This window comes from Pseudomonas sp. (assembly GCF_032058845.1).
GTDB lineage: Bacteria > Pseudomonadota > Gammaproteobacteria > Pseudomonadales > Pseudomonadaceae > Aquipseudomonas.
The window spans coordinates 1-21,547 of sequence record NZ_DAMCCR010000001.1 but is presented as its reverse complement, the minus strand read 5'-3'; the positions used below and the strand labels follow the sequence as shown (position 1 = coordinate 21,547).

Sequence of the window (21,547 nt, the reverse complement as noted above, 5' to 3'; positions counted from 1 at the left end):
GCTGCGAGTGTGGGTCGCACGTCGTCGACATGAGCGACATCCGTGGCACAAATCAGTGCAAGCACCGCGTTGGCGGAGTACCTTCCGCGATTGCAGCGCGCTGCCTGCGCTGGCACATGACAGGAGAACAATGTGCTTGATCGTCTGGGAATACGAAGCCGCGTGCTGTTGCTCGCCCTGCTGCCCGCCAGCCTGATGGCCCTGGTGCTGGGCATCTACTTCAACTGGCAGCAGCAGAGCGAACTGCGTACGCAGCTGCTGCAACGCGGCACCCTGCTCTCGGAGCAACTGGCGCCGCTGGCCGCGCCAGCGCTGGCCCTGGGTACCCGGGCGCAGTTGGAGCGCATCGCTGCCGAGGCCCTGGAGCGGGTGGACGTGCGCGCCGTGGCCTTTCTGGCGCCCGACCGCAGCCGCCTGGCGCATGCCGGCCCGAGCATGATCAATCCGCCGCCCAGTGGCGGTAGCGGCACGCAGTTGCTCGAACGCAGCGGCAATGACGCCACCCGTTACCTGATGCCGGTGTTCGGCCATCATCGTGACCTGGTCACCCACGCCGTGCCCGCCGAGGCCGAGCGCCTGCTGGGCTGGGTGGAGGTGGAGCTGTCCCACGATGGCACCTTGCTGCGCGGCTACCGCAACCTGTTTACCAGCATGCTGCTGATCCTGCTCTGCCTCGGCCTGACGGTGCTGTTGGCGATGCGCATGAGCCGCGCCATCAACCAGCCGCTGAACCGGATCAAGCACGCGGTCAACCAGCTCAAGGACGGCAATCTGGAAGAGCGCCTGCCGGCCATGGGCAGCCATGAGCTGGATGAACTGGCAGCCGGTATCAACCGCATGGCGCAGACCCTGCAGAGCGCCCATGAAGAGCTGCAGCACAGCATCGACCAGGCCACCGAAGACGTGCGCCAGAACCTGGAAACCATCGAGATCCAGAACATCGAGCTGGACATGGCGCGCAAGGAGGCCCTGGAGGCGAGCCGGATCAAGTCCGAGTTCCTGGCCAACATGAGCCACGAAATCCGCACGCCGCTCAACGGCATCGTCGGCTTCACCCACCTGCTGCAAAAAGGCGAGCTCAGCCCGCGCCAGCAGGACTACCTGGGCACCATCGAGAAATCGGCCGGCAATCTGCTGGGCATCATCAACGAGATCCTCGACTTCTCGAAGATCGAGGCCGGCAAGCTGGTGCTCGACAGCATTCCCTTCAACCTGCGCGACCTGATCCAGGACACCCTGACCATCCTCGCTCCCGCCGCCCACGCCAAGCAGCTCGAGCTGGTCAGCCTGGTCTACCGCGACACGCCGCTGTCGCTGATCGGTGACCCGCTGCGGCTCAGGCAGATCCTCACCAACCTGGTCAGCAATGCGATCAAGTTCACCCGTGAAGGCACCATCGTGGTCCGCGCCATGCTCGAAGACGAGCAGGAAGACAGCGTGCAACTGCGCATCAGCGTGCAGGACACCGGCATCGGCCTGACTCCGAGCGATGTGCGCACCCTGTTCCAGGCCTTCAGCCAGGCGGATAACTCGCTGTCGCGCGAGCCGGGCGGCACTGGGCTGGGGCTGGTGATTTCCAAGCGCCTGATCGAGCAGATGGGCGGCGAGATCGGCGTTGACAGCACGCCAGGCGAAGGCTCGCAGTTCTGGATCAACCTGACCCTGCCCAAGGCCCACGACGACATCGACCAGGCGCCGCTGCAAGCCTTGCTGGAACGGCGCGTGGCCATCGTCGAGGGCCATGAGCTGGCCTGCCAGGCCCTGGACCATCAGTTGCAGGACTGCGGCCTGAACGTCACGGCGTTCAGCAGTTTCGAGCAACTGACCCAGGCCGTCGAAGCCGCTGCCCTGGCCGGTACGCCTTTTGAGTTCGCGGTGCTGGGGGTGAACCTGGGCTGCCTCGCCCCCGAACACCTGAGCCGCATCAACGACCAACTGGAGCGCCACGGCTGCCAGTGCCTGGTGCTCTGCCCGACGACCGAGCAAGGCCTTTACCAGTCGCAGTTGAGCAATGGCCATGGGCAGTTGTTGTCCAAGCCGGCCTGCACCCGCAAGTTGCGTCGGGTACTGCTCGACCTGGTGCAGCCGCGGCGTCAGCAGCGCCTGTCGCAACCGCTGACCGGGCAACGGCTGCCGCGCATTCTGTGCGTCGATGACAACCCGGCCAACTTGCTGCTGGTGCAGACCCTGCTCGAAGACATGGGCGCCGTGGTGGTGGCTGTTGACAGCGGCCAGGCCGCGTTGCGCGCCCTCGAAGACGAAGCCTTCGACCTGGTGCTGATGGACGTGCAGATGCCCGGCATGGACGGCCCGGCGTGCACCGAGCAGATCCGTCGCTGGGAAGCCAACCTGGGTAACCCGCCACTGCCGGTGGTGGCGCTGACCGCCCACGCCATGGCCAACGAAAAGCGCGCCCTGCTGCACAGCGGCATGGACGACTACCTGACCAAACCCATCAGCGAGCGGCAACTGGCGCAAGTGGTGCTCAAGTGGACGGGGCTGAGCCTGGGTGCCCCGCCACCCGAGCCCAACCCGCCGCGTGCGCAAGAAAACCTTGAACTGAAGGTGCTCGACCCGCAGGAAGGCCTGCGCCTGGCTGCGGGCAAACCGGACCTGGCGGCAGACATGCTGGCCATGCTGCTGGCCTCGCTGGAGGCCGACCGCGAGGCCATTCGCCACGCCCGTGACAGCGGTGACCGGCAGGCAATGATCGAGCGCGTGCACCGGCTCAACGGGGCGTCGCGCTACTGCGGCGTGCCACAGCTGCGGGCGGCCTGCCAGCGCAGCGAAACCCTGCTCAAGCAGGAGCATCCGCAGATGATGCAGGCCCTGGATGAGCTGGACCGGGCCATAGGACGCCTGGCCGCGCAAGCCCACCTGGGCGCCTGAAATCATCGCTGTACCACCTGAGGAGGACCGCCCATGCGCATGCTGTTGTTCAGCAGCCAGCACTACGATCAGGAAAGCTTCGAGCGGGCTGGCAATGGCCTGCCCATGGACCTGCACTTCCAACCCGCGCGTCTGACCCTGGACACCGCGCCACTGGCCCACGGCTATCCGGCGGTCTGCGCGTTCATCAACGACGAACTCGATGCCAGCGTCCTGCAGCAGCTCGCGGCCGGCGGCACGCAACTGATCGCCCTGCGCTCGGCCGGCTATAACCATGTCGACCTGCCCGCCGCCGAGCGTCTGGGGCTGACCGTCGTGCGAGTGCCGGCCTATTCGCCGCACGCCGTGGCAGAACACGCCGTGGCCCTGGTGATGGCCCTGAACCGCCGCCTGCATCGCGCCTACAACCGCACCCGCGAAGGCGACTTCACCCTGCACGGGCTCACCGGTTTCGACCTGCACGGCAAGACCGTCGGTGTGGTCGGCACCGGGCAGATTGGTGAAGCCTTCGCGCGCATCATGGCCGGATTCGGTTGCCAACTGCTGGCCCACGACCCCTACCCCAACCCACGCCTGCTGGCCTTGGGCGCCCGCTACATGCCCCTGCCACAGCTGCTGCGCGAGTCACGGATCGTCAGCCTGCACTGCCCGCTGAACGACTACAGCCATCACCTGATCAATGCGCAATCGCTGGCGCAGATGCAGCACGGCGCCATGCTGATCAACACCGGGCGTGGGGCGCTGGTCGACACCCCCGCACTGATCGAGGCGCTGAAAAGCGGCCAGTTGGGCTACCTGGGGCTCGACGTCTATGAAGAAGAAGCGCAGCTGTTCTTCCAGGACCGTTCCGACCAGCCGTTGCAGGACGATGTGCTGGCGCGTCTGCTGACCTTCCCCAACGTGATCATCACCGCGCACCAGGCGTTTCTGACCCGCGAGGCGCTGGACGCGATCGCCACCACGACGCTGGCCAACGTGACCCGCTGGGCGGCAGGCGATCCGCAGAACGTGGTGCACCGTTAATGTGAGGCAAGGTTGATGCTAGGATACGCCGCATTTCTGGAGGACCCATGGTCGAGCACGATTTCCGCTACACGCTTTTCAACCCGCAACACACCCTGATCGAATGCCGCGCACTGGTGCCCGGGCGCTATCAGGTGACCGGCAATGGCGGCTCGATCAAGAAGGACGACGTCCTGCTGGTCAGCCTCAAAGGCAGCAAGGGCTTGTCCATGCGCCTGACCGTGCAGACCGTGCGCCACCTGATCAACCCGCAGGGGCAGTGGGTCGCCACGGCCACGGGGCCTGCGTTCAAAGAGCTGGAAATCCTCACCTGGCAGGTCAAGTGCGACCGCTGCGAAACGCAGGTCGACCTGGAATTCGCGGTGGACGCTTCCCTAGGCAACAAGGCCCGGCAGCCGGCCGCCACTGCGCGCTTGCGTGAGCTGGGCTGGATCAACGAGGGCGAGCGGCATGTGTGCCCGCGCTGCCAGGCGAACCCGTCATGAAAGCCGGGCTGGCTGGGGCGGTAATCGCGCTGACGCTGGCCGGGTGCGCCAGTGCGCCCGGCACGTTGCAACAGGACCACAGCTACGTGCTGGAATGGATCGGCGAGCGACCGCTGATGGACTTCAGCAACATCACCCTGACCCTGGGCGCGGATGGCCGGGCCTACGGCAACGCCGGGTGCAACCACTGGTTTGCGCCGTACACCCTGGACGGCGATGCGCTGCACTTCGGCCACGTGGGCAGCACCCGCAAGCTGTGCGCACCGGCATTGATGGAGCAGGAAGGTCGGTTCCTGAAGGCGCTGGAAACCGTGCAACGCTGGGACGTTTCGCGTGAGGGCCAGGTACGTTTCTGGCCGCATGACGGCAAGGCGCTGCGCTTCTGGCCCGACGAGGGCTGACAGCGCATCCGACCCAACGCCCACTTTCGGCTTGATTTAAGCGGCCGGTCCGGCGCTCCGGTCGGCCGCGACGGGCTCAGGCGCCGCCTTTGAGCGCCTTGATCTTCTCTTGCAGGCCTTCGAGGGTCTGCTCACCGAGCAGTTGCTCGCGCACCTTGCCCTTGTCGTCGATCAGGTAGGTGACCGGCAGCGCTTCGCTGCGCGGCAGCTCGTAACGCTCGGCCGGGTCCTGCGCCAGCACGGTGAATTCGATCCCCAGCGCGTCGGTCGCTTCCTTCAGGTCAGCGCCTTGCAGGCCGTCGAAGTTCACGCCCACCACCTTGATTCCCTGGGCCTGCCATTGCTTGGCGGCTGCGTTCAACTCAGGAATTTCGGTCCGGCACGGCCCGCACCATTCGGCCCAGTAGTTGAGCACCAGCCAGTGGCCGTCCAGCTGCTCCGCGTTCACCGTCTTGCCGTGTTGGTCTACGCCATAGTCCGCACCGCAACCGCCGAGCAACAGGCTCGCGGTGATGGCCAGTGCTACTGCCAAACGCCTTGCCATGGGTCAATCCTTCTCGAAGTTAAAAGCCTTGGGCCAGCCCGACCGGTTAGAATGCTGGCCACCTCCGGCTGGATGCGACCCCCGTCATGACTGAACTGACGCTCTATCATAACCCGCGCTGCTCGAAATCCCGCAGCGCCCTGGAATTGCTCGAAACCCGCGGCCTGCCCCCCACCGTGGTGCGTTATCTGGACACCCCGCCCGATGCCGCCACCCTGCGCGACCTGTTGGCCAAGCTCGGCCTCGGCGCCCGCCAACTGCTGCGCACCGGCGAAGACGCCTACAAGACCCTCGGCCTCGCCGACCCCAGCCTCAGCGACGAGCAACTGATCGCCGCCATGGCCGAACAACCGATCCTGATCGAACGGCCGATCCTGGTCGCCGGCGACAAAGCCGTGATCGGCCGCCCACCGGAACAGCTGCTGGAGATCCTGCCGTGAGCGCACCCTACGTACTGGTCCTGTATTACAGCCGCCACGGCGCCACCTGCGACATGGCCCGGCACATTGCCCGCGGTGTCGAGCTGAGCGGCCTGGAAGCGCGCCTGCGCACGGTACCGGCGATTTCCACAGACTGCGAAGCGGTCGCCCCCGACATTCCGGCCAATGGCGCGCTGTATGCCACCCTCGATGACCTGCGCCACTGCGCCGGCCTTATCCTCGGCAGCCCCACACGCTTCGGCAACATGGCTGCACCGTTGAAATACTTCCTCGATGGCACCAGCAGCCTGTGGCTCGGTGGCGAACTGGTGGGCAAGCCGGCGGCAGTCTTCACCTCGACCGCCAGCCTGCACGGCGGCCAGGAAACCACGCTGCTGTCGATGCTGCTACCGTTGCTGCACCACGGCATGCTGGTGATGGGCCTGCCCTACAGTGAATCGGCACTGATCGACACCCGCGGCGGCGGCACCCCCTACGGTGCCAGTCACCACGCCGGCGCCGACGGCAAACGCGAACTGGACGCCCATGAGATCAGCCTGTGCCGCGCGTTGGGTCAACGTATCGGCGTGACCGCCAAGGCGCTGGAGCCGCGCCGTGGCTAAAGCGCGCAAGCCGCTGCCTGCCCTGGCGTGGCTCACGCCACGGGTGGCCGTCACGCGTGCCGTGAGCCTGGTCTGTTTCCTCGGGCTGATCGCCCTGCTCAGCCTGAACACGCTGTTCTTCGCCAACCTGCACGGCGCGCGCACTGTGGTGATCCTGGCGATCGAGCTGCTGCCGCTGCTGCTGTTGCTGCCCGGCATGCTGCTGGGCAGCGCCCGCGCCCATGCGTGGACCTGCTTCGTGGTCAACCTGTATTTCATCAAGGGCGTTCTGGCCGCGTTCGATCCGGCACGCCACCTGCTCGGCCTGCTGGAAATCGGCCTGAGCCTGGGGCTGTTTCTGGCAGCGCTGCTGTATGTGCGCTGGAAGTACCAGCACGAGCGGCGCCTGGCGGGCGAAGGCGCCTGACTGGCCGCTCACGGTGGCGTGTGACCTGAGACTCCCACGGCCTGGCGTGGACCTGAGGCTCACACGGTGAGTCCACATTGCGGGAGCCAACTGTCTTTGACGAAGCGCTGACAAACGGTCGGATCAGGCCTTTTTCAAAAGCAATGCGGTCCATGGAGGAGCGGCTTTAGCCGCGATGGGCTGCGCAGCAGCCCCAATGGCTGCTACCCCGTTCTGGCAGGTGGTCCGGTGCTATCGGTACTAGGCCGGCTACGCCGCCCATCGCGGCTAAAGCCGCTCCTACATGATCGGCGTGTGGCCTGAAATTTACACGGTCTTGTGGGAGCGGCTATTGCCGCGACGGCCGGCGCAGTCGGCCCAATGGTTGCTGCATGAGTCGGCAAAGCCAAGTGCCTCACCTGGCTCAGCGCCATCTGAAGACTCGACCCCGAACGATTGCCCTACACCCTGCTAAAACCGGCTCAGTGATTCACCGTATGCGCCAGCATCACTGACAGCTGGCACAGCGGCCGACCGCTGTCGGCATGCCATTGGTTGAATGCTGCCTGTACCGCCGCCAGGTCGCGCTGGCTGGTAGGCGCCTTGTCGACGATCTTTTGCGCGACCAGGGCGGCAGCCACATCGCCACTCGGCACGAAGGTGTCCTTGCCGATCATGCGCAAAAAGCGCGGCGCCGACAGACCGCCGAGCTGGTTGCCGTGCTTGACGAGGTACTTCCACAGCCCAACGATATCGGTCACCGGCCAGTCGGCAATGAATGCGCCCATGCTGCCATGGGTCTGCTCGATGTCGAGGATCATCTGCGCATTGCGCGGCACGCTCTTGAGCTTGCCCAGGTGGCGGATGATCCGCGTGTCCTGCATCAGCCGCTCCAAGTGTTCTGCGCCCATCAGCACGACCTTTTCCGGATCGAAGCCGAAGAATACCTGCTCGAATGCCGGCCATTTGGCGTCCACCAGGCTGTGCTTGAGCCCTGCGCGAAACACCCGCAAGGCCAGGGTCGAGAGATAACGGTCGGCAGGAATCGCGCGCAATTGCGCCGCCGTGCGTGCGCGCGGCAACGCGGCTTCCAGGGCCTTGGCCGAGCCGAAGCGGTTCAGGCAGAATTCATGCAGCCACTGATAATCGCGCATGGTCAGATATTGACCACATCGAGAAAGCGCGGCGTGGCGGTTTCATCGATGCTCAGGCTGGTGAAGTCGAACAGGTTGCGGTCTGCCAACTGCGACGGCGCCACGTTCTGCATGGCGCGGAAGATGCTCTCGGTACGGCCTGGGTGCTTGCGTTCCCAGTCCACCAGCATGTCCTTGACCACCTGGCGCTGCAGGTTTTCCTGCGAGCCGCAGAGGTTGCACGGGATGATCGGGAACTGCTTCATGTCCGAATAGGCCTGGATGTCCTTTTCGTTGCAGTAGGCCAGCGGGCGGATCACCACGTTGCGGCCATCGTCGGCACGCAGCTTGGGCGGCATGCCCTTGAGGGCGCCGTTGAAGAACATGTTGAGGAAGAAGGTCTCGACGATGTCGTCGCGGTGGTGCCCCAGGGCCATCTTGGTCGCGCCGATCTCGTCGGCGAAGGTGTACAGCGTGCCGCGGCGCAGGCGCGAGCACAGCGAGCAGGTGGTCTTGCCTTCCGGGATCAGCTCCTTGACCACCGAGTACGTGTCTTTCTCGACGATGTGGTACTCGACGCCCAGTTCCTTGAGGTAGGCCGGAAGAATGTGCTCGGGGAAACCAGGCTGTTTCTGGTCCATGTTCACCGCCACGATCTGGAACGAGATCGGCGCCACCTTCTGCAGGTGCAGCAGGACATCGAGCATCGTGTAGCTGTCCTTGCCGCCCGACAGGCAGACCATGACCTTGTCGCCATCTTCGATCATGTTGAAGTCGGTGATGGCTTCGCCAGCGAGACGACGCAGGCGTTTTTGCAGTTTGTTCTGGTTGACCGAGAGGGTGCCCATAGCGCTTGAATCCGCGAGGTGTGACAAAAGCCGGCCATTTTACGCACAAAGACGTCGCCCGCGTAGGCCCATCAGACAAAGACTGCATGGGAATGACAGTGCCGTCATACAGCGCAATTTGCTCTAAACACCGCCCTTCATGCCGATAACCCGCCTCTATAATCCCAAGCATGGCCAGCCTGCCGCGCACCTGCAGGTACCCTGGCCTCGGGCTGCAGGCGCCCGCGAAGCGCGCCTGCCCACCACGACAGGAGCGACCGGCATGATCCATCACGTTCTGGGGCTTTTCACCCACCCTGATCAGGAGTGGCGGCAGATCCGTGGCGAGGAAGAGTCCATCAGCCACCTGTACCTCACCCACACCCTCCTCCTGGCCGCCATTCCCGCTGTCTGCGCCTTCATCGGCACCACAGGGTTCGGCTGGACTCTGGCAGACGGCCCGCCGGTAGTGCTCAGCGTCGGGAGCGCCCTGGTGATGAGTGCACTGTCGTACATAGCCTTGCTCATGGCAGTTGCGATCATGGGCGCGTTCATCCACTGGATGGCGCGCACCTACGACGCCACCCCTTCCCTGGCACGCTGCATCGCCTTTGCCACCTACACCGCAACGCCGTTGTTCCTCGGCGGCCTGGCGGCGCTCTATCCGCACGTGTGGATCGGCCTGCTGGTCGGCACGGCGGCGGTCGCCTACACGGTGTTTCTGCTCTATGTCGGCTTGCCGACGTTCATGAACATCCCGCCCGACGAAGGTTTTCTGTTCTCGAGCTCGGTGCTGGCGGTGGGTCTGGTGGTACTGGTGGCGATCATGGCGGCCACGGTGATCATCTGGGGCCTGGGCATGGGCCCTGTATACCTGGGGCAAGCATGAAGCGGGGGCTGAGCAGAAGCGGCGCCGAAGGTGAGGCGGATGCCCATCCCCTGACCAGCGGGTTGGGCGCTGCGCGGAGCGTGCGGCATAATGCGCCGCCAGGAGAGCCCCCCGCCCATGCCCGAGCTGCTCAGACAACGGGTCGAAGCCTGCTACGTGCAGGCCGAGGCCTTCTTCAAACGGACCTTCCCGCGCCCTGAAGTAAGCTTCAAGCTGCGCGGACAGAAAGCCGGCGTTGCCCACCTGCACGACAACCTGCTGCGCTTCAACCCTCAGCTGTACCAGGCCAACCAGGACGACTTCCTGCGCCAGACGGTGCCCCACGAAGTGGCCCACCTGATCGCCCATCAGCTGTTTGGCGCCAGCATCCAGGCCCATGGCCAGGAGTGGCAACTGATCATGCGCGGGGTCTATGAGCTGCCGCCCCACCGCTGCCATAGCTATGCGGTGGAGCGCCGCGTTGCCATGCGCTACATCTACCGCTGCCCCTGCCCGGACAGCGATTTTGCCTTCAGCGCGCAACGTCACACGCTGGTGCGCAAAGGCCGGCGGTACGTGTGCAAGCGCTGCCGGCAGGTGCTCACCTACAGCGGCGAAACGCGCAGCGAGTGACACCGCTTCAGCAAACCCGGCCCACAGAAACGAAAAAGCCTGTCCGAAGACAGGCTTTTCCACATCAGGCGGCTCGACTCAGCGAGCAGGGCCCTCGGCCACACCCAGGTCATCGACAGGACGGGTTTCTTCCAGCGGCGCACCGCCCGAATCCAGCTCGGACTTGAGCTTGTCGTCGTCCATTTCGTTGACCCACTTGGCCACCACTACGGTCGCCACCGCGTTGCCGACCAGGTTGGTCAGTGCGCGCGCTTCGGACATGAAGCGGTCGATACCCAGGATCAGCGCCAGGCCCGCCACCGGCAGGTGACCCACCGCCGACAAGGTTGCGGCCAGCACGATGAAGCCCGATCCGGTCACACCCGCAGCGCCTTTGGAAGCGACCAGCAGCACCAGCAGCAGGGTGATCTGGTGGGTGATGTCCATGGTGGTGTCGGTCGCCTGGGCGATGAACACGGCAGCCATGGTCAGGTAGATCGACGTGCCGTCGAGGTTGAACGAGTAACCGGTCGGGATCACCAGACCTACAACGGATTTCTTGGCGCCCAGGCGTTCCATCTTGGCCAGCATGCGTGGCAGGGCCGACTCGGACGACGAGGTGCCGAGCACGATCATCAGCTCTTCACGGATGTAGCGAATCAGCTTCAGCACGCTGAAGCCGTGGGCGCGGCAGATACCACCGAGCACCACCAGCACGAACAGCAGGCAGGTCACGTAGAAGCAGGCCATCAGGTAGCCCAGCTGCACCAGCGAACCCACGCCGTACTGGCCGATGGTGAAGGCCATGGCACCGAAGGCGCCCAGCGGAGCCAGCTTCATGATCATGTTGATGATGTTGAACATGACGTGGGCGAAGCGATCGATCAGGTCGAGCAATGGCTTGCCGTAGCTGCCCAGGCGATGCAGGGCGAAGCCGAAGATCACCGAGAACATCAGCACTTGCAGGATGTCGCCGTTGGCGAAGGCACCGACCACCGTGTTCGGGATGATGTTGAGCAGGAAGCCGACGGTGGTCTGCTGCGCGCCGGCTGCGGCGTAGGCGGCCACGCTGCTGGCGTTCAGGGTGGTGACGTCGATGTGCATGCCAGCGCCTGGCTTGACCACGTTGACGACGATCAGACCGATCATCAGGGCGACAGTGGAGACGATCTCGAAGTACAGCAGCGCGTAGCCACCGGTCTTGCCGACCGATTTCATGCTCTGCATGCCAGCGATGCCGCTGACCACGGTGCAGAAGATGATGGGCGCGATGACCATCTTGATCAGCTTGACGAAACCATCACCCAAGGGTTTGAGGGCAACACCGGTTTCCGGATAGAAGTGGCCGAGCAGAATACCAATGGTGATGGCGACCAACACCTGGATATACAGGGATTTGTACAGCGGCTGACGTTTCGTCATGGCTCAGATTTCCTCGAGTGTGTCGGCGCCACCCTGATCTGGGCGGTGCGACACCTGAATCGCTAACCCTCCTGCACATGGAGGGATTTGTCGTTGTGTTCGAGCTGCGTGGCGCAGGCCTCTGCCAGTGACAAAGCAAAGGTGATGCCAATATGCCCAGTGAGGGTGCACGCCCGCTCGTTTCGCGGGGTGGATGCGCCGCAATGGCGCAAGGCGGCGAAAAACCCGTGGCGGTTTTCCGCCCGGTGGCGGGAAATGTACAAGGGGGATGGCGGGAATCCGCCTGCTGACGCTCAGTCGCGGGAAAACACGATGCGAAATGCAGCGCCACCCAAGGCGGAGTCATCCAGACTCAGCTGGGCGTCGTAACTGTCGACGATGTCCTTGACCACTGCCAGGCCGATGCCCTGGCCAGGGTGCTGGGCATCGAGTCGTTCGCCACGCTGGAGAATGCGCTGGCGCTGCTCGACCGGCACACCGAGGCCGTCGTCTTCGACGCACAGTTCGACCTGCCCGGAGCTTTGCCGCAGGCTCACGCGCACCTGTTCCAGGCACAGGCGGTAGGCGTTCTCCAGCAGGTTGCCGAGCAGTTCGAGCAAGGCGCCCTGCTCCATCGGCACCTGCGCCTGCGCCGGGATGTCCAGGCTGACGTGCACGTGCTTGTCGCGGTAGACCTTGGCCAGCGTGCTGCACAGGCTGTCGAGCAGGGGCCGGACCTCGACCTGGTGGCGCACCAGACCACTCTTGCGCAGCGAGGCGCGCTGCAGTTGATAGTCGATCTGCTGGCTCATGCGCTCGATCTGGCTCTGCAGCACCCGCGCCTGCTCGCGCTCGTCAGGCGTCTGGCCCAGGCTTTCGCTCACCCCTTGCAGCACCGTCAACGGGGTCTTGAGGCTGTGTGCCAGATCATCGAGCGAGTCACGGTAGCGCTGGCGCTGCTCGCGCTCGCTGTGCAGCAGGCGGTTGAGCGAGCCGGTCAGGCGCAGCAGCTCACTGGGGTGCTCACGACTGAGGCCTTCGCGGGTGCCGGATTCGACCTGATCGAGCTCGCGGCTCAGGTGACGCAGCGAGCGCAGGCCCCAGGTCAGGCCCGCCCAGAGCAGCATCAGCAGCGCCAGCAGGGCTGCGCCAAACCCCAGGTAGAGCTTCTCGCGCAGGCCATCGAGGGTGTTGTGATACTCGCGCACAGGCTGCAGCGCCACGATGCTGTAAGCCGCGCTCTTGCCGCCCAGCAGCTTCACCTCGACGTCATAGACAAAAAATTCTTCGCCATCGGCCTGGCGGATGCGGGCGAACTCGTTGCCACGGCCGTCATAGCGCGGCTGGTAGTTGATGGCGCTGGCGCTGGTCGCACGTGATCGCCAGACCAGCGTGCCCTGGCGGTCGAACACATAACCCATCAGACCGCTCTCGGGCAGGTTGTACTGCTCATCGGGCAGTAGTGCCGGCATCCTCAGTTGGCCGTGTTCGATACGCGCGGACGAGATGAGCGTGGTCACGTCCGAGGCCAGGCGTTGCTCGATGGATTCCTGCAGCGCCAGGCTGAACGCCTTCTGCAACGCGGGCAGCAAGGCCAGCATGAACAGCACCGCCAGTACGGCCGCGGCCAGCATCAGCCGCACGCGCAGCGAACGGATCATCGGCAGCGCTCAGTGAACAGGTAGCCCAGGCCGCGCACGGTGTCGATGGGTTTGAAGCCGCTGTCGCCTTCGAGCTTGCGCCGCAGACGGCCGACCAGCACCTCGATGACATTCGGGTCGCGCTCGTCGTCATCGGGGTACAGCTGCTCCATCAGCCGCTCCTTGGCCACCACCTGCTGGTGATGGCGCATGAGGTACTCGAGAATCCGGTATTCGTAAGCGGTCAGCCCCAGCGGCTGGTCGTCAAGGCTGGCCTGCTTGCGATTGATGTCGAGGATCAGCGGGCCGGCGGCGATGGTCGACTGGGTGAAGCCGCTGGAGCGGCGCAGCAAGGCGTTGAGGCGCGCCTCCAGCTCCTCGAACTGGAACGGCTTGACGACATAATCGTCAGCGCCGGCCGCCAGGCCTTCGACCTTGTCCTGCCAGTTGCCGCGTGCGGTGAGGATGAGGATGGGAAACGTCTTGCCCTGGCGGCGCAGCTCGCCGATCAGCTCGAGGCCGCTCATGCCGGGCAAGCCGAGATCGATCACCGCCAGGTCGTGGTGATACTCACCGGCCTGGTAGAGCGCTTCCTCGGCATTGGCCACGGCTTGAACCACATGGCCGCTCTCGCCCAGGCGCGTGAGAAGATGATGGCGCAAGAGCGCCTCGTCCTCGACCACCAGCAATTTCATCCGTCTCTCCTTACAGGTAAGCCTGTGCCGGCAGCGGCAGCCGGCACAGCATATCAGCGGTACGCGAACCTAGAATTTATAGTTCGCCGCCAGGTAGGTCTGAGCGCTGCTGGTCAGGCGCATGGAGCCGACTTTTGGAGCGTCGTGTGGTGAGACTTCCACACTGGCGTTGCTGCGCAGGTAGCGGTAGCCCAACTCGACCGAGGCATTGTCTGTGAGCTGCTGGATCACCCCGCCCTGCAGGCCAATGGCATAACCGTAGTCGGTGTCGCGGCTGGCACCCGGAGAAGCCTGGGTGAGTTTGGTCACGCCGAGGCTGGCACCGCCAAACAATTTGGTCGTGTCGCCGACCGGATAGAAGAGGTCATAGCTGCCGAGCAGATTTTCCTGGCGCAGCTTCAAGCCGTTGTGATCGCCTGAAGCGTTGTCGTAGGTCATGTAGTAGCGGCCCTGCTCATTCATCTGGCCAAGGCGCACACCCCAGGTGCCTTCCTTGTCGATGATGCTATCGGCGTTGAGTTGATCGGTGTTGCGCTGCAACAGGCCGGACTTGCGCACCTTGTCGCTGGTCTGGCCATAGGTAAGGCTGGCGAAGGTATCGTCGGCCTGGGCGGTGGTGGCAAGACCAGCGGCGCAGACGGCCATGGCGGCAAGCAGGCTATTGAGTGTTTTCATGAGGGTTGCTCCCGTTTAGATGCGCTGAATGTGTGTGAGGGCTAGAGTAAGGAGCGCACACTGAACGACCGCTGAACCCTGGCTGAACCTCGGCTGAACGAACCTTTAGGAGTACCGCCCATGCGTTTCCCGCTTGCCCTGGTCTTGATGTGCAGCGCCGCCTTTGCCCAGGCGGCGGTGCAGACCCGAGAAATTCCCTATCAGGACGCCGACGGCAATCGCCTGGTCGGCTACTACGCCTATGACGACGCCCTCAGCGACAAGCGCCCCGGCGTGCTCGTGGTGCATGAATGGTGGGGCCTGAACGACTACGCCAAGCGTCGCGCTCGCGAGCTCGCAGGTCTGGGTTACAACGCGCTGGCCATCGACATGTACGGCGACGGCAAGCACACCGAGCACCCGGCCGATGCCCAGGCCTTCATGGCCGCCGCCTTGAAAGACCCCAAGGCCGCTGCGCGCCGGTTCGACGCCGGCCTCGACCTGCTCAAGCTGCAACCGCAGACCGACAAGCACCGCCTGGGCGCCGTGGGTTACTGCTTCGGCGGCAAGGTGGTGCTGGACGCGGCGCGGCGCGGGGAAAAGCTTGACGGTGTGGTCAGCGTGCACGGCGCGCTGGTGACCGATAGGCCGGCAAAGCCTGGGGTGGTCCGGGCGAAGATGCTGGTCGAGCACGGCGAGGCCGACAGCATGGTCACCCCCGCGCAGGTCGCAGCGTTCAAGCAGGAAATGGCCGACGCTCAGGCCAATCTCGAGTTCGTCAGCCTGCCCGGCGCCAAGCACGGCTTCAGCAACCCCGACGCCGATCGCCTGGGCCACGGCGAGCACGGCGGCCCGGACATCGGTTACGACAAGGCCGCTGACCAGCGCTCCTGGGCTGACCTGCAGCGCTTCTTCAAACAGGTGTTCCAGCAGTGACCTGAAAGGCTTGGGCCGCATGCCATGCGGCTCAGCCCTGCGCTATTCGACCAGCGCGCCGCCAGCAGCGCGCGCCCTCCTGAGGCCACCTCGCCTACACGGGCGCAACCCGCATGCGCGGGTCTGCAAGGCGATCACCACATACCTCTACTGACACGGTCCCGCTTCAAGGCCCAGCGCCGCAACGCGGCCTAGCCGCCCGCCACCATAAACTCGCGGTACCCCGAAACGATCACGTACACGGCGAAATAACAGAAGATCGCCGCCGAAGCCAGGTATGACCAGGTCAACAAGCGCGCCCCGAGCAAGCGGCCGCCATGACTGGCCACCGTGCACAAGGTAGCCGACCACACCAGCCCCGCCACGAAGAACCCAGCCAGAAACAACCCTGCCTCCAGCCCGCCGCCCGCGCCTGAACGGGATATCAGCACCCCACCGACCGCCGCGAACCAGAGAATCGCGCTCGGCGACGACATCGCCAGCACGATACCGCGCAAGAATTCCCGCCAGCCAGACTCGACCTTCGCCTGCCTGTGCGCCTGCACCTGCCCACCGCGCCAGGCCGCCCACAGCATCTTCAGCGCGAACCACACCAACAATGCCGACCCGCCCAGCCACAGCACCCAGCGCACCGCTTCGAACTGCAGCAGCACGGTCATGCCGGCCAGCGCGGCGATGGCGTAGATCAGGTCGCCCACGCAGGTGCCGAGCCCGAGCCAGAAACCCTGGAGAAAACCGCGCTGCATGGCCAGGGTGATCATGGCGATGTTGGCCACACCGATGTCCAGGCACAGGGAGAGGCTGATGAGGAAACCGTTGGAAAAAGGCATGCTGAGGCTCGGGGTCAAGGGCGCAGGGTCAAGGGGCGGTTGCAATGTTCGGCGCAAGGCCCGAGCGTGCGTCACAGCACTGCTCGGACACCTCGTGCTGCGAGGCGTGGGCCGCCGGTCTCACAGGGCAAGTGTCACATCGATGCCCTGTGGCGCCGTGTATTCGGCCAGGCGCCGACGGGACAGCTCGAAATGTGCACGGACCAGTTTTCCGGCTGTATCCGGGTCACGCTGCTCAATGGCCTGAATGATCTGATCGTGTTGCTCACAGGCGAGCTCGAGGTCTTGGCGCATGTCCTCGGTCGCGGGATGTCGGTAGAAGATCTTGCCCAGGCGGGTATGGTCGATGAGCAGCCGGCGCAGGCTGGGCAAGAGGTATTCGTTGTGCGCCATGCGGCCGATTTCGAGGTGGAAGGCATCGTTGTGCAGCACGCGGTTTTCCACATCCTGCTGCTCCAGCGCCTGGCGGAACAGGGCCTGGACGGCCTTGAGCCCCTCGATTTCCCGGGGGGTCGCATGCGTGGCGGCCAGTTGCGTCGTGGCACTGTAGATCAGCGGTGCGGCCAGGAAGAAACTGTGCAGCGAATCGTGGTTCATCGCCGCCACACGTGGCGCTCGATTGGTTTCCAGTTCGATATACCCTTCGGCCGCAATCTGCCGGAGCAACTCGCGCACGGGCGGACGGGACAGGCCGAACTCCTCACACAAGGCCAGCTCATCGACCACCGCACCGGGCGCCAGCTCCATGCTCAGGATGCGCCGGCGCAGGGCCTCGGCGAGCACCAGCTTACGGTCGGGTGGCGGCTCCCCGATAGGGGTGCCAAGGTCGGCGGGGGCTTGGATCGCGGCTTTTCGGGTGGTCATCTTGTTATGTCTACTGTCTGCAGGCGAAGCGCATTGGCCGTTAGCTGAAGTGCAGTGCTTCGATCGAACCTCTTCGAAGCACGCACTGCAGAATTCCGATCGCGACCATATCATGCCTGCCCGCCAGGGCATGGATGATCACGTGTCGCCGCCACTTCATCGATGCAGACGGTCAGGAACATCGGCTCGGCCTGGCCTGACTGCGCAAGGCGTCGGGCCAGGCCGCAAAGCCTCAGTGCGCCGAGGCTTTGCGCCGCGCGCCCAGCACCGTGGCCAGCACCACCAGCGCAGCACCGGCTGCCATGCGCAACGAAGGCTGCTCGCCGAACAACCACCAGGCACACGCGATGGCGTAGACCGGTTCCAGCGCAATGATCAGCCCTGCCGTGCGTGCCTGCAGACCTTCCAGGCTTCTGACGAAGAGAAACTGCGCCAGCCCTGTGCAGAACACGCCGAGCAGGGCCAGATTGACCCAGTCGTCTGCCCGCAGACCGCCGCTGGTTTGATGATCGAAGGCAAACGGCAGCATCAGCAGGGCGACGACCACGTTCTGCCAGAACGCTACTTGCAAGGCATTCATGCGCCCCGAGTTACGCCGGTTGGCCACGGCGAGCAAGGCGAACGCAAAGCCCGAACCCAGCCCCCAGAGCAAGCCGAGGGTGCCTTTGTCGAAGACGTCGAACGACGGCACTACCAGCACCAGCCCAGCCGTGACCATCAGCAGCAGCAGGCCCTCGCGCGCACCGATGCGCTCGCGGAACAGCACCAGGTCGATCAAGGCGATGAAGGCCGGGAAGCTGGCGAACCCAAGCGTTGCCATGGCCACCCCGCCGACCTTCACCGCGATGAAGAAGGTGACCCAATGGGCCGCCAATAACGTGCCGGTCAGGCCGATGACGGGCAGGTTGCGCAGGTTCAAGGCATCCAGCAGGCGGGTGCCTTTCAAGCCCGCGACAAACCCCAGGGCTATGAAGGCAAACGTCGCGCGGCCCAGCGTGATGATGCTGGCGTCAGCCAGAATCAACGCCCCGAGAATGCCGGTAAGGCCAAACAGCACCGCCGCGACGTGGGCGGCGAGCAATGCATTGCGCTGACCGGTAGCAGTGCCGGTGCAGGAAACAGAAGTAGCGATCATGGCAGTCAAGTCTTCAATAAACGTGCGAGCACGGTCCGCGCGGCGAGGCGCGGCGTTGGGGTTCAAAGGGAAGTCTTATGATTATTGGAGTGCTACCGGATAACCGGTGCTGGGGCGCCGCAGCGTTGGAATTGTCAGACGAGGCTGCTTACTCGAGATCATCGCTACGGCTGGCTTTTGGCGCGAGGCCAGCCGTGATGTGAATTATTGACCACTCAGCGGCTTGGCGAATCGTTCTGGCGCGCCATGGTTTTGTCTGAAACAGACGGAATCTGTGTCACACAGCGCCATGATTTCTACAGGCTTGGGCGTTAGACCAACGCGCGCTGGTGCCGATGCCGTGCGCGCAGGTGCATCCCCACACCTCACCATGCCCGGCAACCGGAGCACGTCGGATCGAGTCATGGCAGCTGCTGCATTGGCCTTGACCCCTGTCCCTGCCCCAGGCACCTACCCGCGCCAAAGGCGAATCACCCTGGATGCACCGACGCAGGTGCTCCTTTCACAGCGCCCACGAAAACCCACACAGCGAGGCAGATTGACGCACCCCGTCACGACTCATACAATCTGTATACACATTGTATTCATACAGAAACATTGAGCCCGCCGTGCGTGCAGACGTCAGGCCTCGCTTCATTCGTCGCGCACTGCAGCACGGTGCGCCGAACACCCAGACACCCTTCATCGAGATTGATGTAAATGGCAGTTACACGCAGGAAAGTACTTATCGGAGCTGGCGTCGGGGCCGGTGTAGTCGCAGCAGGCGGGGCTACGGTACTGCTCAATGACGGCATTCCAGCCGATCCGGCATCGCTGGTGCGCGTCGATGCGCTGCCACGTGATGATTCATCGCCGGGCTGGTTTCACACCAGTCGCGTGCGTCAACCCAAGGCGCCGCTGATCGGTGATGACCACGCGCCATGGGTCGTCATCGGCGGTGGTTTCACCGGGCTGGCAGCTGCGCGCCAGCTGGCGCTGAACTTCCCGCAGGATCGCGTGATTCTGGTCGAAGCCCAGCAGGTGGGCTTCGGCACCTCGGGCCGCAACGCTGGCTTTCTGATCGACGTACCGCATGACATCGGCGCGCCCGACTACATCGGCGACAAAGCCAACGCCAAGAACATCCTGCACCTGAACCAGCGCGGCCAGGGCATCCTGCGTGACCTGGTCGAGCAGCACAACATCGTCGACGCCCACCTGCGCCACTCCGGCAAATACCAGGCGGCCATCGAAGACAAAGGCATTGCGGTGCTCAACGCTTACCGCGGCGGCCTGGAGGCCCTGGGCGAAAAGGTCGAGCTGATCGAAGGCAACGAGCTCAAAGACCACATCGGCACCTCGTTCTACCGCAAGGCCCTGTACACCCCGGGCACCATGCTGGTGCAGCCTTCGGCACTGGTCAAAGGCCTCGCGGACAGCTTGCCGGAGAACGTCTCGCTGTATGAAGACACGGTGATCACCGCAGTCGATTACGGCCAGAAGACCGTGCTGCACCACCCGACCGGTCGCATCACGGCCGACAAGCTGATCCTGGGCAACAATCACTTCGGCCAGCATTTCGGCTTCCTGGAAAATCGCATGCTGCCGATTTTCACCTACGGCAGCCTGACCCGCCCGCTGACCCCGGCGGAACAAGCCAGCATCGGCGGCCATGAATTCTGGGGCGTGATCCCGGCCGACCCGTTCGGCTCGACCCTGCGCCGCACCCACGACAACCGCATCCTGGTGCGCAACAGCTTCAGCTTCAACCCCGACGGCCGCTCCAAGGACGGCTACACCGACAAGGTCCGCGTTTCACACCGCGAGTCGTTCGAGCGCCGCTTCCCGACACTGACCGGCGTGCCGTTCGAGCACACCTGGGGTGGTGGGCTGGGCATGACGCGCAACGGTGCCGGGTTCTTCGGCCAATTGCGCGACAACGTCTACGGCGCACTGGCCTGCAATGGCCTGGGCACTGTGCGTGGTACGGCCACCGGCACGCTGCTGGCCAACATGCTGGCGGGCAAGATGGAACCGCTGACCGAGTTCCTGCTGGCCGCGCCCAAGCCGAACTGGAATCCGCCGCAGCCCGCGCTGTCGATGGGGGTCAACTTCACCCTGCGCACCGGCCAGGCGCAAGCCGGTCTCGAAGCCTGATCTCCCAGGCTGGCGCCCTGAGCGCCAGCCTGCTCTCTGCATCTGCACAATGAGGCTTCATCATGCTGACGAGATTCACTACCACGCTACTTGCCACCACGCTGGCCGCATCTGCCTTCGCTGCTACCCCAACTACGCCCGCCACACCGAAGCCGATCGCCTACGCCATCGACAACCCGCTGCGCCCTGGCGCCAAGGCCGCGCCCTGCCCTGCTCAGGCGCAGGTCATCGACGGCTGCACCTTCCACAGCGTTGCCGGTGAAGCGTACGCCGCCAGGCTGCCGGCCGCACCGGGTGAAACCTGGACTGCCGTGGCCTCGGACGGCCAGAGCGTTCGGCTCGAGCGTGCCGACCCAGCGCACACTGAGAACGGTACGGCGTATCAGGTCATTCGCGTGCTGCCCAACCCAGCGGTCAACGCCGACGCCACCGTCACCTTCGATCGCCTCTCGGGCCAACCGGGCGCACTGAAGGTGATCGAACGCCGGCGCATCACCGTCATGATTCATCCGACCTGAACAGGAGTAACCCGTGGGCATTTTTGACTGGAAACACTGGATCGTGCTGCTGGCCGTCGTGGTACTGGTCTTCGGCACGAAGAAGCTGAAAAACCTGGGCGGGGACCTGGGCGAATCGATCAAGGGCTTTCGCAAGGCCATGCACGATGAGCCGGCCGAACCCGGCGCACTCGCCCCCGAGCAGCAGGCGCAACACAAGGCGCAAGGCTGATCCATGTTCGGTATCAGCTTCAGCGAACTGCTGCTCATCGCCCTGATTGCCTTGCTGGTGCTTGGCCCGGAGCGCCTGCCAGGTGCCGCGCGAACCGCTGGCCTGTGGATTGGCCGGCTCAAACGCAGCTTCAACGCGATCAAGACAGACATCGAGCGCGAGATCGGCGCCGATGACCTGCGACGCCATTTGCACGACGAACAGAGGTCGCTGATGCGGCCGGACGTGCGCCATGGGCCCGACCGCGAAGCCTCGCCTGCTGAACCCAGTGCGCCGCTCGCGCCGGTCGCGGGCAGCGTATCGACAGCGCCTGGGCAG

24 protein-coding genes are annotated in these 21,547 nt (G+C 64.5%); 14 read left to right on the top strand and 10 right to left on the bottom strand.

Annotation, left to right across the window (positions count from 1 at the left end):
• Nucleotides 1-132: 132 nt before the first annotated feature.
• From RT028_RS00120 to RT028_RS00105, 4 genes are read left to right on the top strand one after another with little or no spacing between them, the layout of a single operon-like run.
• Nucleotides 133-2,889, top strand: coding sequence for a response regulator (locus tag RT028_RS00120; protein WP_312931042.1), 2,757 nt, complete (start codon nt 133-135; stop codon nt 2,887-2,889).
• 33 nt (nt 2,890-2,922) lie between these two features.
• Nucleotides 2,923-3,912: a 2-hydroxyacid dehydrogenase gene (locus RT028_RS00115; RefSeq protein ID WP_312931041.1), complete on the top strand. Its 990-nt coding sequence runs from the start codon at nt 2,923-2,925 to the stop codon at nt 3,910-3,912.
• A 47-nt stretch (nt 3,913-3,959) separates the two neighbouring features.
• Nucleotides 3,960-4,397, top strand: a complete 438-nt coding sequence (locus tag RT028_RS00110; protein WP_312931040.1) for a hypothetical protein — start codon at nt 3,960-3,962, stop codon at nt 4,395-4,397.
• Nucleotides 4,394-4,798 (top strand): META domain-containing protein, encoded by a 405-nt coding sequence (locus RT028_RS00105; RefSeq protein WP_312931039.1) that lies wholly within the window; start codon nt 4,394-4,396, stop codon nt 4,796-4,798. Before RT028_RS00110 ends, RT028_RS00105 begins: the two co-directional genes overlap by 4 nt.
• A 76-nt stretch (nt 4,799-4,874) precedes the next feature.
• Here the strand turns inward: RT028_RS00105 and RT028_RS00100 are convergent, their stop codons facing one another.
• Complete coding sequence (locus RT028_RS00100) at nt 4,875-5,342, bottom strand: TlpA disulfide reductase family protein (RefSeq protein ID WP_312931037.1); 468 nt, start codon at nt 5,340-5,342, stop codon at nt 4,875-4,877.
• Between the two features lie 86 nt (nt 5,343-5,428).
• Between RT028_RS00100 and arsC the strand changes: the two genes are divergently transcribed.
• From arsC to RT028_RS00085, 3 genes are read left to right on the top strand one after another with little or no spacing between them, the layout of a single operon-like run.
• On the top strand, nt 5,429-5,782 hold the full coding sequence (gene arsC / locus RT028_RS00095) for an arsenate reductase (glutaredoxin) (RefSeq protein WP_312931035.1): 354 nt from the start codon (nt 5,429-5,431) through the stop codon (nt 5,780-5,782).
• The gene (gene wrbA, locus RT028_RS00090) at nt 5,779-6,384 is read left to right on the top strand and encodes an NAD(P)H:quinone oxidoreductase (RefSeq protein ID WP_312931033.1); all 606 of its coding nucleotides are present in this window, start codon (nt 5,779-5,781) and stop codon (nt 6,382-6,384) included. The genes arsC and wrbA overlap by 4 nt, the downstream gene beginning before the upstream one ends.
• Nucleotides 6,377-6,790: a DUF2069 domain-containing protein gene (locus tag RT028_RS00085; protein ID WP_312931031.1), complete on the top strand. Its 414-nt coding sequence runs from the start codon at nt 6,377-6,379 to the stop codon at nt 6,788-6,790. Before wrbA ends, RT028_RS00085 begins: the two co-directional genes overlap by 8 nt.
• 461 nt (nt 6,791-7,251) lie before the next feature.
• Here the strand turns inward: RT028_RS00085 and RT028_RS00080 are convergent, their stop codons facing one another.
• Both RT028_RS00080 and ttcA read right to left on the bottom strand, forming a co-directional pair.
• The gene (locus RT028_RS00080; protein WP_312931030.1) at nt 7,252-7,923 is read right to left on the bottom strand and encodes a DNA-3-methyladenine glycosylase I; all 672 of its coding nucleotides are present in this window, start codon (nt 7,921-7,923) and stop codon (nt 7,252-7,254) included.
• Nucleotides 7,924-7,925: 2 nt separating this feature from the next.
• Entirely contained in the window at nt 7,926-8,750 is an 825-nt protein-coding gene (ttcA, locus tag RT028_RS00075) for a tRNA 2-thiocytidine(32) synthetase TtcA (RefSeq protein WP_312931028.1), read from the bottom strand.
• 262 nt (nt 8,751-9,012) lie between these two features.
• Between ttcA and RT028_RS00070 the strand changes: the two genes are divergently transcribed.
• A complete protein-coding gene (locus RT028_RS00070; RefSeq protein WP_312931026.1) occupies nt 9,013-9,618 on the top strand; it encodes a Yip1 family protein in 606 nt (201 codons plus the stop codon).
• A gap of 90 nt (nt 9,619-9,708) precedes the next feature.
• Entirely contained in the window at nt 9,709-10,230 is a 522-nt protein-coding gene (locus tag RT028_RS00065; RefSeq protein ID WP_312931024.1) for a SprT family zinc-dependent metalloprotease, read from the top strand.
• A gap of 78 nt (nt 10,231-10,308) precedes the next feature.
• Here RT028_RS00065 and RT028_RS00060 read toward each other — a convergent pair whose 3' ends face one another.
• The 4 genes from RT028_RS00060 to RT028_RS00045 all read right to left on the bottom strand — a co-directional run bounded on the left by RT028_RS00060 (nt 10,309) and on the right by RT028_RS00045 (nt 14,620).
• Nucleotides 10,309-11,631 (bottom strand): dicarboxylate/amino acid:cation symporter, encoded by a 1,323-nt coding sequence (locus RT028_RS00060; RefSeq protein WP_312931023.1) that lies wholly within the window; start codon nt 11,629-11,631, stop codon nt 10,309-10,311.
• Nucleotides 11,632-11,924: 293 nt separating this feature from the next.
• The gene (locus RT028_RS00055) at nt 11,925-13,271 is read right to left on the bottom strand and encodes an ATP-binding protein (protein WP_312931021.1); all 1,347 of its coding nucleotides are present in this window, start codon (nt 13,269-13,271) and stop codon (nt 11,925-11,927) included.
• Nucleotides 13,268-13,945, bottom strand: a complete 678-nt coding sequence (locus RT028_RS00050; RefSeq protein WP_312931019.1) for a response regulator transcription factor — start codon at nt 13,943-13,945, stop codon at nt 13,268-13,270. Before RT028_RS00050 ends, RT028_RS00055 begins: the two co-directional genes overlap by 4 nt.
• A gap of 69 nt (nt 13,946-14,014) precedes the next feature.
• Nucleotides 14,015-14,620, bottom strand: coding sequence for a hypothetical protein (locus RT028_RS00045; protein WP_312931017.1), 606 nt, complete (start codon nt 14,618-14,620; stop codon nt 14,015-14,017).
• 120 nt (nt 14,621-14,740) lie between these two features.
• On the opposite strand from RT028_RS00045, the gene RT028_RS00040 reads away from it, so the two are divergent.
• A complete protein-coding gene (locus RT028_RS00040) occupies nt 14,741-15,535 on the top strand; it encodes a dienelactone hydrolase family protein (RefSeq protein WP_312931015.1) in 795 nt (264 codons plus the stop codon).
• Nucleotides 15,536-15,726: 191 nt separating this feature from the next.
• Here the strand turns inward: RT028_RS00040 and RT028_RS00035 are convergent, their stop codons facing one another.
• The 3 genes from RT028_RS00035 to RT028_RS00025 all read right to left on the bottom strand — a co-directional run bounded on the left by RT028_RS00035 (nt 15,727) and on the right by RT028_RS00025 (nt 18,364).
• Nucleotides 15,727-16,365, bottom strand: coding sequence for a LysE family transporter (locus RT028_RS00035; protein WP_312931013.1), 639 nt, complete (start codon nt 16,363-16,365; stop codon nt 15,727-15,729).
• A gap of 120 nt (nt 16,366-16,485) precedes the next feature.
• On the bottom strand, nt 16,486-17,229 hold the full coding sequence (locus RT028_RS00030) for a GntR family transcriptional regulator (protein ID WP_312931011.1): 744 nt from the start codon (nt 17,227-17,229) through the stop codon (nt 16,486-16,488).
• A 232-nt stretch (nt 17,230-17,461) separates the two neighbouring features.
• Nucleotides 17,462-18,364, bottom strand: coding sequence for a DMT family transporter (locus tag RT028_RS00025; protein ID WP_312931009.1), 903 nt, complete (start codon nt 18,362-18,364; stop codon nt 17,462-17,464).
• 813 nt (nt 18,365-19,177) lie between these two features.
• Here RT028_RS00025 and RT028_RS00020 point away from each other — a divergent pair.
• The 4 genes from RT028_RS00020 to tatB all read left to right on the top strand — a co-directional run.
• Nucleotides 19,178-20,500 carry an FAD-binding oxidoreductase gene (locus RT028_RS00020; RefSeq protein ID WP_312931183.1) on the top strand — a complete coding sequence of 441 codons (1,323 nt, stop codon included), beginning with the start codon at nt 19,178-19,180 and terminating at the stop codon, nt 20,498-20,500.
• Between the two features lie 62 nt (nt 20,501-20,562).
• Nucleotides 20,563-21,018 carry a hypothetical protein gene (locus RT028_RS00015; RefSeq protein WP_312931008.1) on the top strand — a complete coding sequence of 152 codons (456 nt, stop codon included), beginning with the start codon at nt 20,563-20,565 and terminating at the stop codon, nt 21,016-21,018.
• 13 nt (nt 21,019-21,031) lie between these two features.
• The gene (locus RT028_RS00010) at nt 21,032-21,229 is read left to right on the top strand and encodes a twin-arginine translocase TatA/TatE family subunit (RefSeq protein WP_409567121.1); all 198 of its coding nucleotides are present in this window, start codon (nt 21,032-21,034) and stop codon (nt 21,227-21,229) included.
• A 3-nt stretch (nt 21,230-21,232) separates the two neighbouring features.
• The coding region (gene tatB, locus RT028_RS00005; RefSeq protein ID WP_312931006.1) for a Sec-independent protein translocase protein TatB at nt 21,233-21,547 on the top strand (315 nt) is incomplete at its 3' end.

Coding starts and splice junctions, on each gene's coding strand:
- RT028_RS00110 (WP_312931040.1), top strand. CDS start 3,960: ATGGTCGAGCACGATTTCCGCTACACGCTTTTCAACCCGCAACACACC.
- RT028_RS00105 (WP_312931039.1), top strand. CDS start 4,394: ATGAAAGCCGGGCTGGCTGGGGCGGTAATCGCGCTGACGCTGGCCGGG.
- RT028_RS00025 (WP_312931009.1), bottom strand. CDS start 18,364: ATGATCGCTACTTCTGTTTCCTGCACCGGCACTGCTACCGGTCAGCGC.
- arsC (WP_312931035.1), top strand. CDS start 5,429: ATGACTGAACTGACGCTCTATCATAACCCGCGCTGCTCGAAATCCCGC.
- RT028_RS00030 (WP_312931011.1), bottom strand. CDS start 17,229: ATGACCACCCGAAAAGCCGCGATCCAAGCCCCCGCCGACCTTGGCACC.
- RT028_RS00100 (WP_312931037.1), bottom strand. CDS start 5,342: ATGGCAAGGCGTTTGGCAGTAGCACTGGCCATCACCGCGAGCCTGTTG.
- RT028_RS00015 (WP_312931008.1), top strand. CDS start 20,563: ATGCTGACGAGATTCACTACCACGCTACTTGCCACCACGCTGGCCGCA.
- RT028_RS00115 (WP_312931041.1), top strand. CDS start 2,923: ATGCGCATGCTGTTGTTCAGCAGCCAGCACTACGATCAGGAAAGCTTC.
- RT028_RS00050 (WP_312931019.1), bottom strand. CDS start 13,945: ATGAAATTGCTGGTGGTCGAGGACGAGGCGCTCTTGCGCCATCATCTT.
- RT028_RS00040 (WP_312931015.1), top strand. CDS start 14,741: ATGCGTTTCCCGCTTGCCCTGGTCTTGATGTGCAGCGCCGCCTTTGCC.
- RT028_RS00080 (WP_312931030.1), bottom strand. CDS start 7,923: ATGCGCGATTATCAGTGGCTGCATGAATTCTGCCTGAACCGCTTCGGC.
- ttcA (WP_312931028.1), bottom strand. CDS start 8,750: ATGGGCACCCTCTCGGTCAACCAGAACAAACTGCAAAAACGCCTGCGT.
- RT028_RS00060 (WP_312931023.1), bottom strand. CDS start 11,631: ATGACGAAACGTCAGCCGCTGTACAAATCCCTGTATATCCAGGTGTTG.
- RT028_RS00055 (WP_312931021.1), bottom strand. CDS start 13,271: ATGATCCGTTCGCTGCGCGTGCGGCTGATGCTGGCCGCGGCCGTACTG.
- RT028_RS00045 (WP_312931017.1), bottom strand. CDS start 14,620: ATGAAAACACTCAATAGCCTGCTTGCCGCCATGGCCGTCTGCGCCGCT.
- RT028_RS00035 (WP_312931013.1), bottom strand. CDS start 16,365: ATGCCTTTTTCCAACGGTTTCCTCATCAGCCTCTCCCTGTGCCTGGAC.
- RT028_RS00070 (WP_312931026.1), top strand. CDS start 9,013: ATGATCCATCACGTTCTGGGGCTTTTCACCCACCCTGATCAGGAGTGG.
- RT028_RS00065 (WP_312931024.1), top strand. CDS start 9,709: ATGCGCCGCCAGGAGAGCCCCCCGCCCATGCCCGAGCTGCTCAGACAA.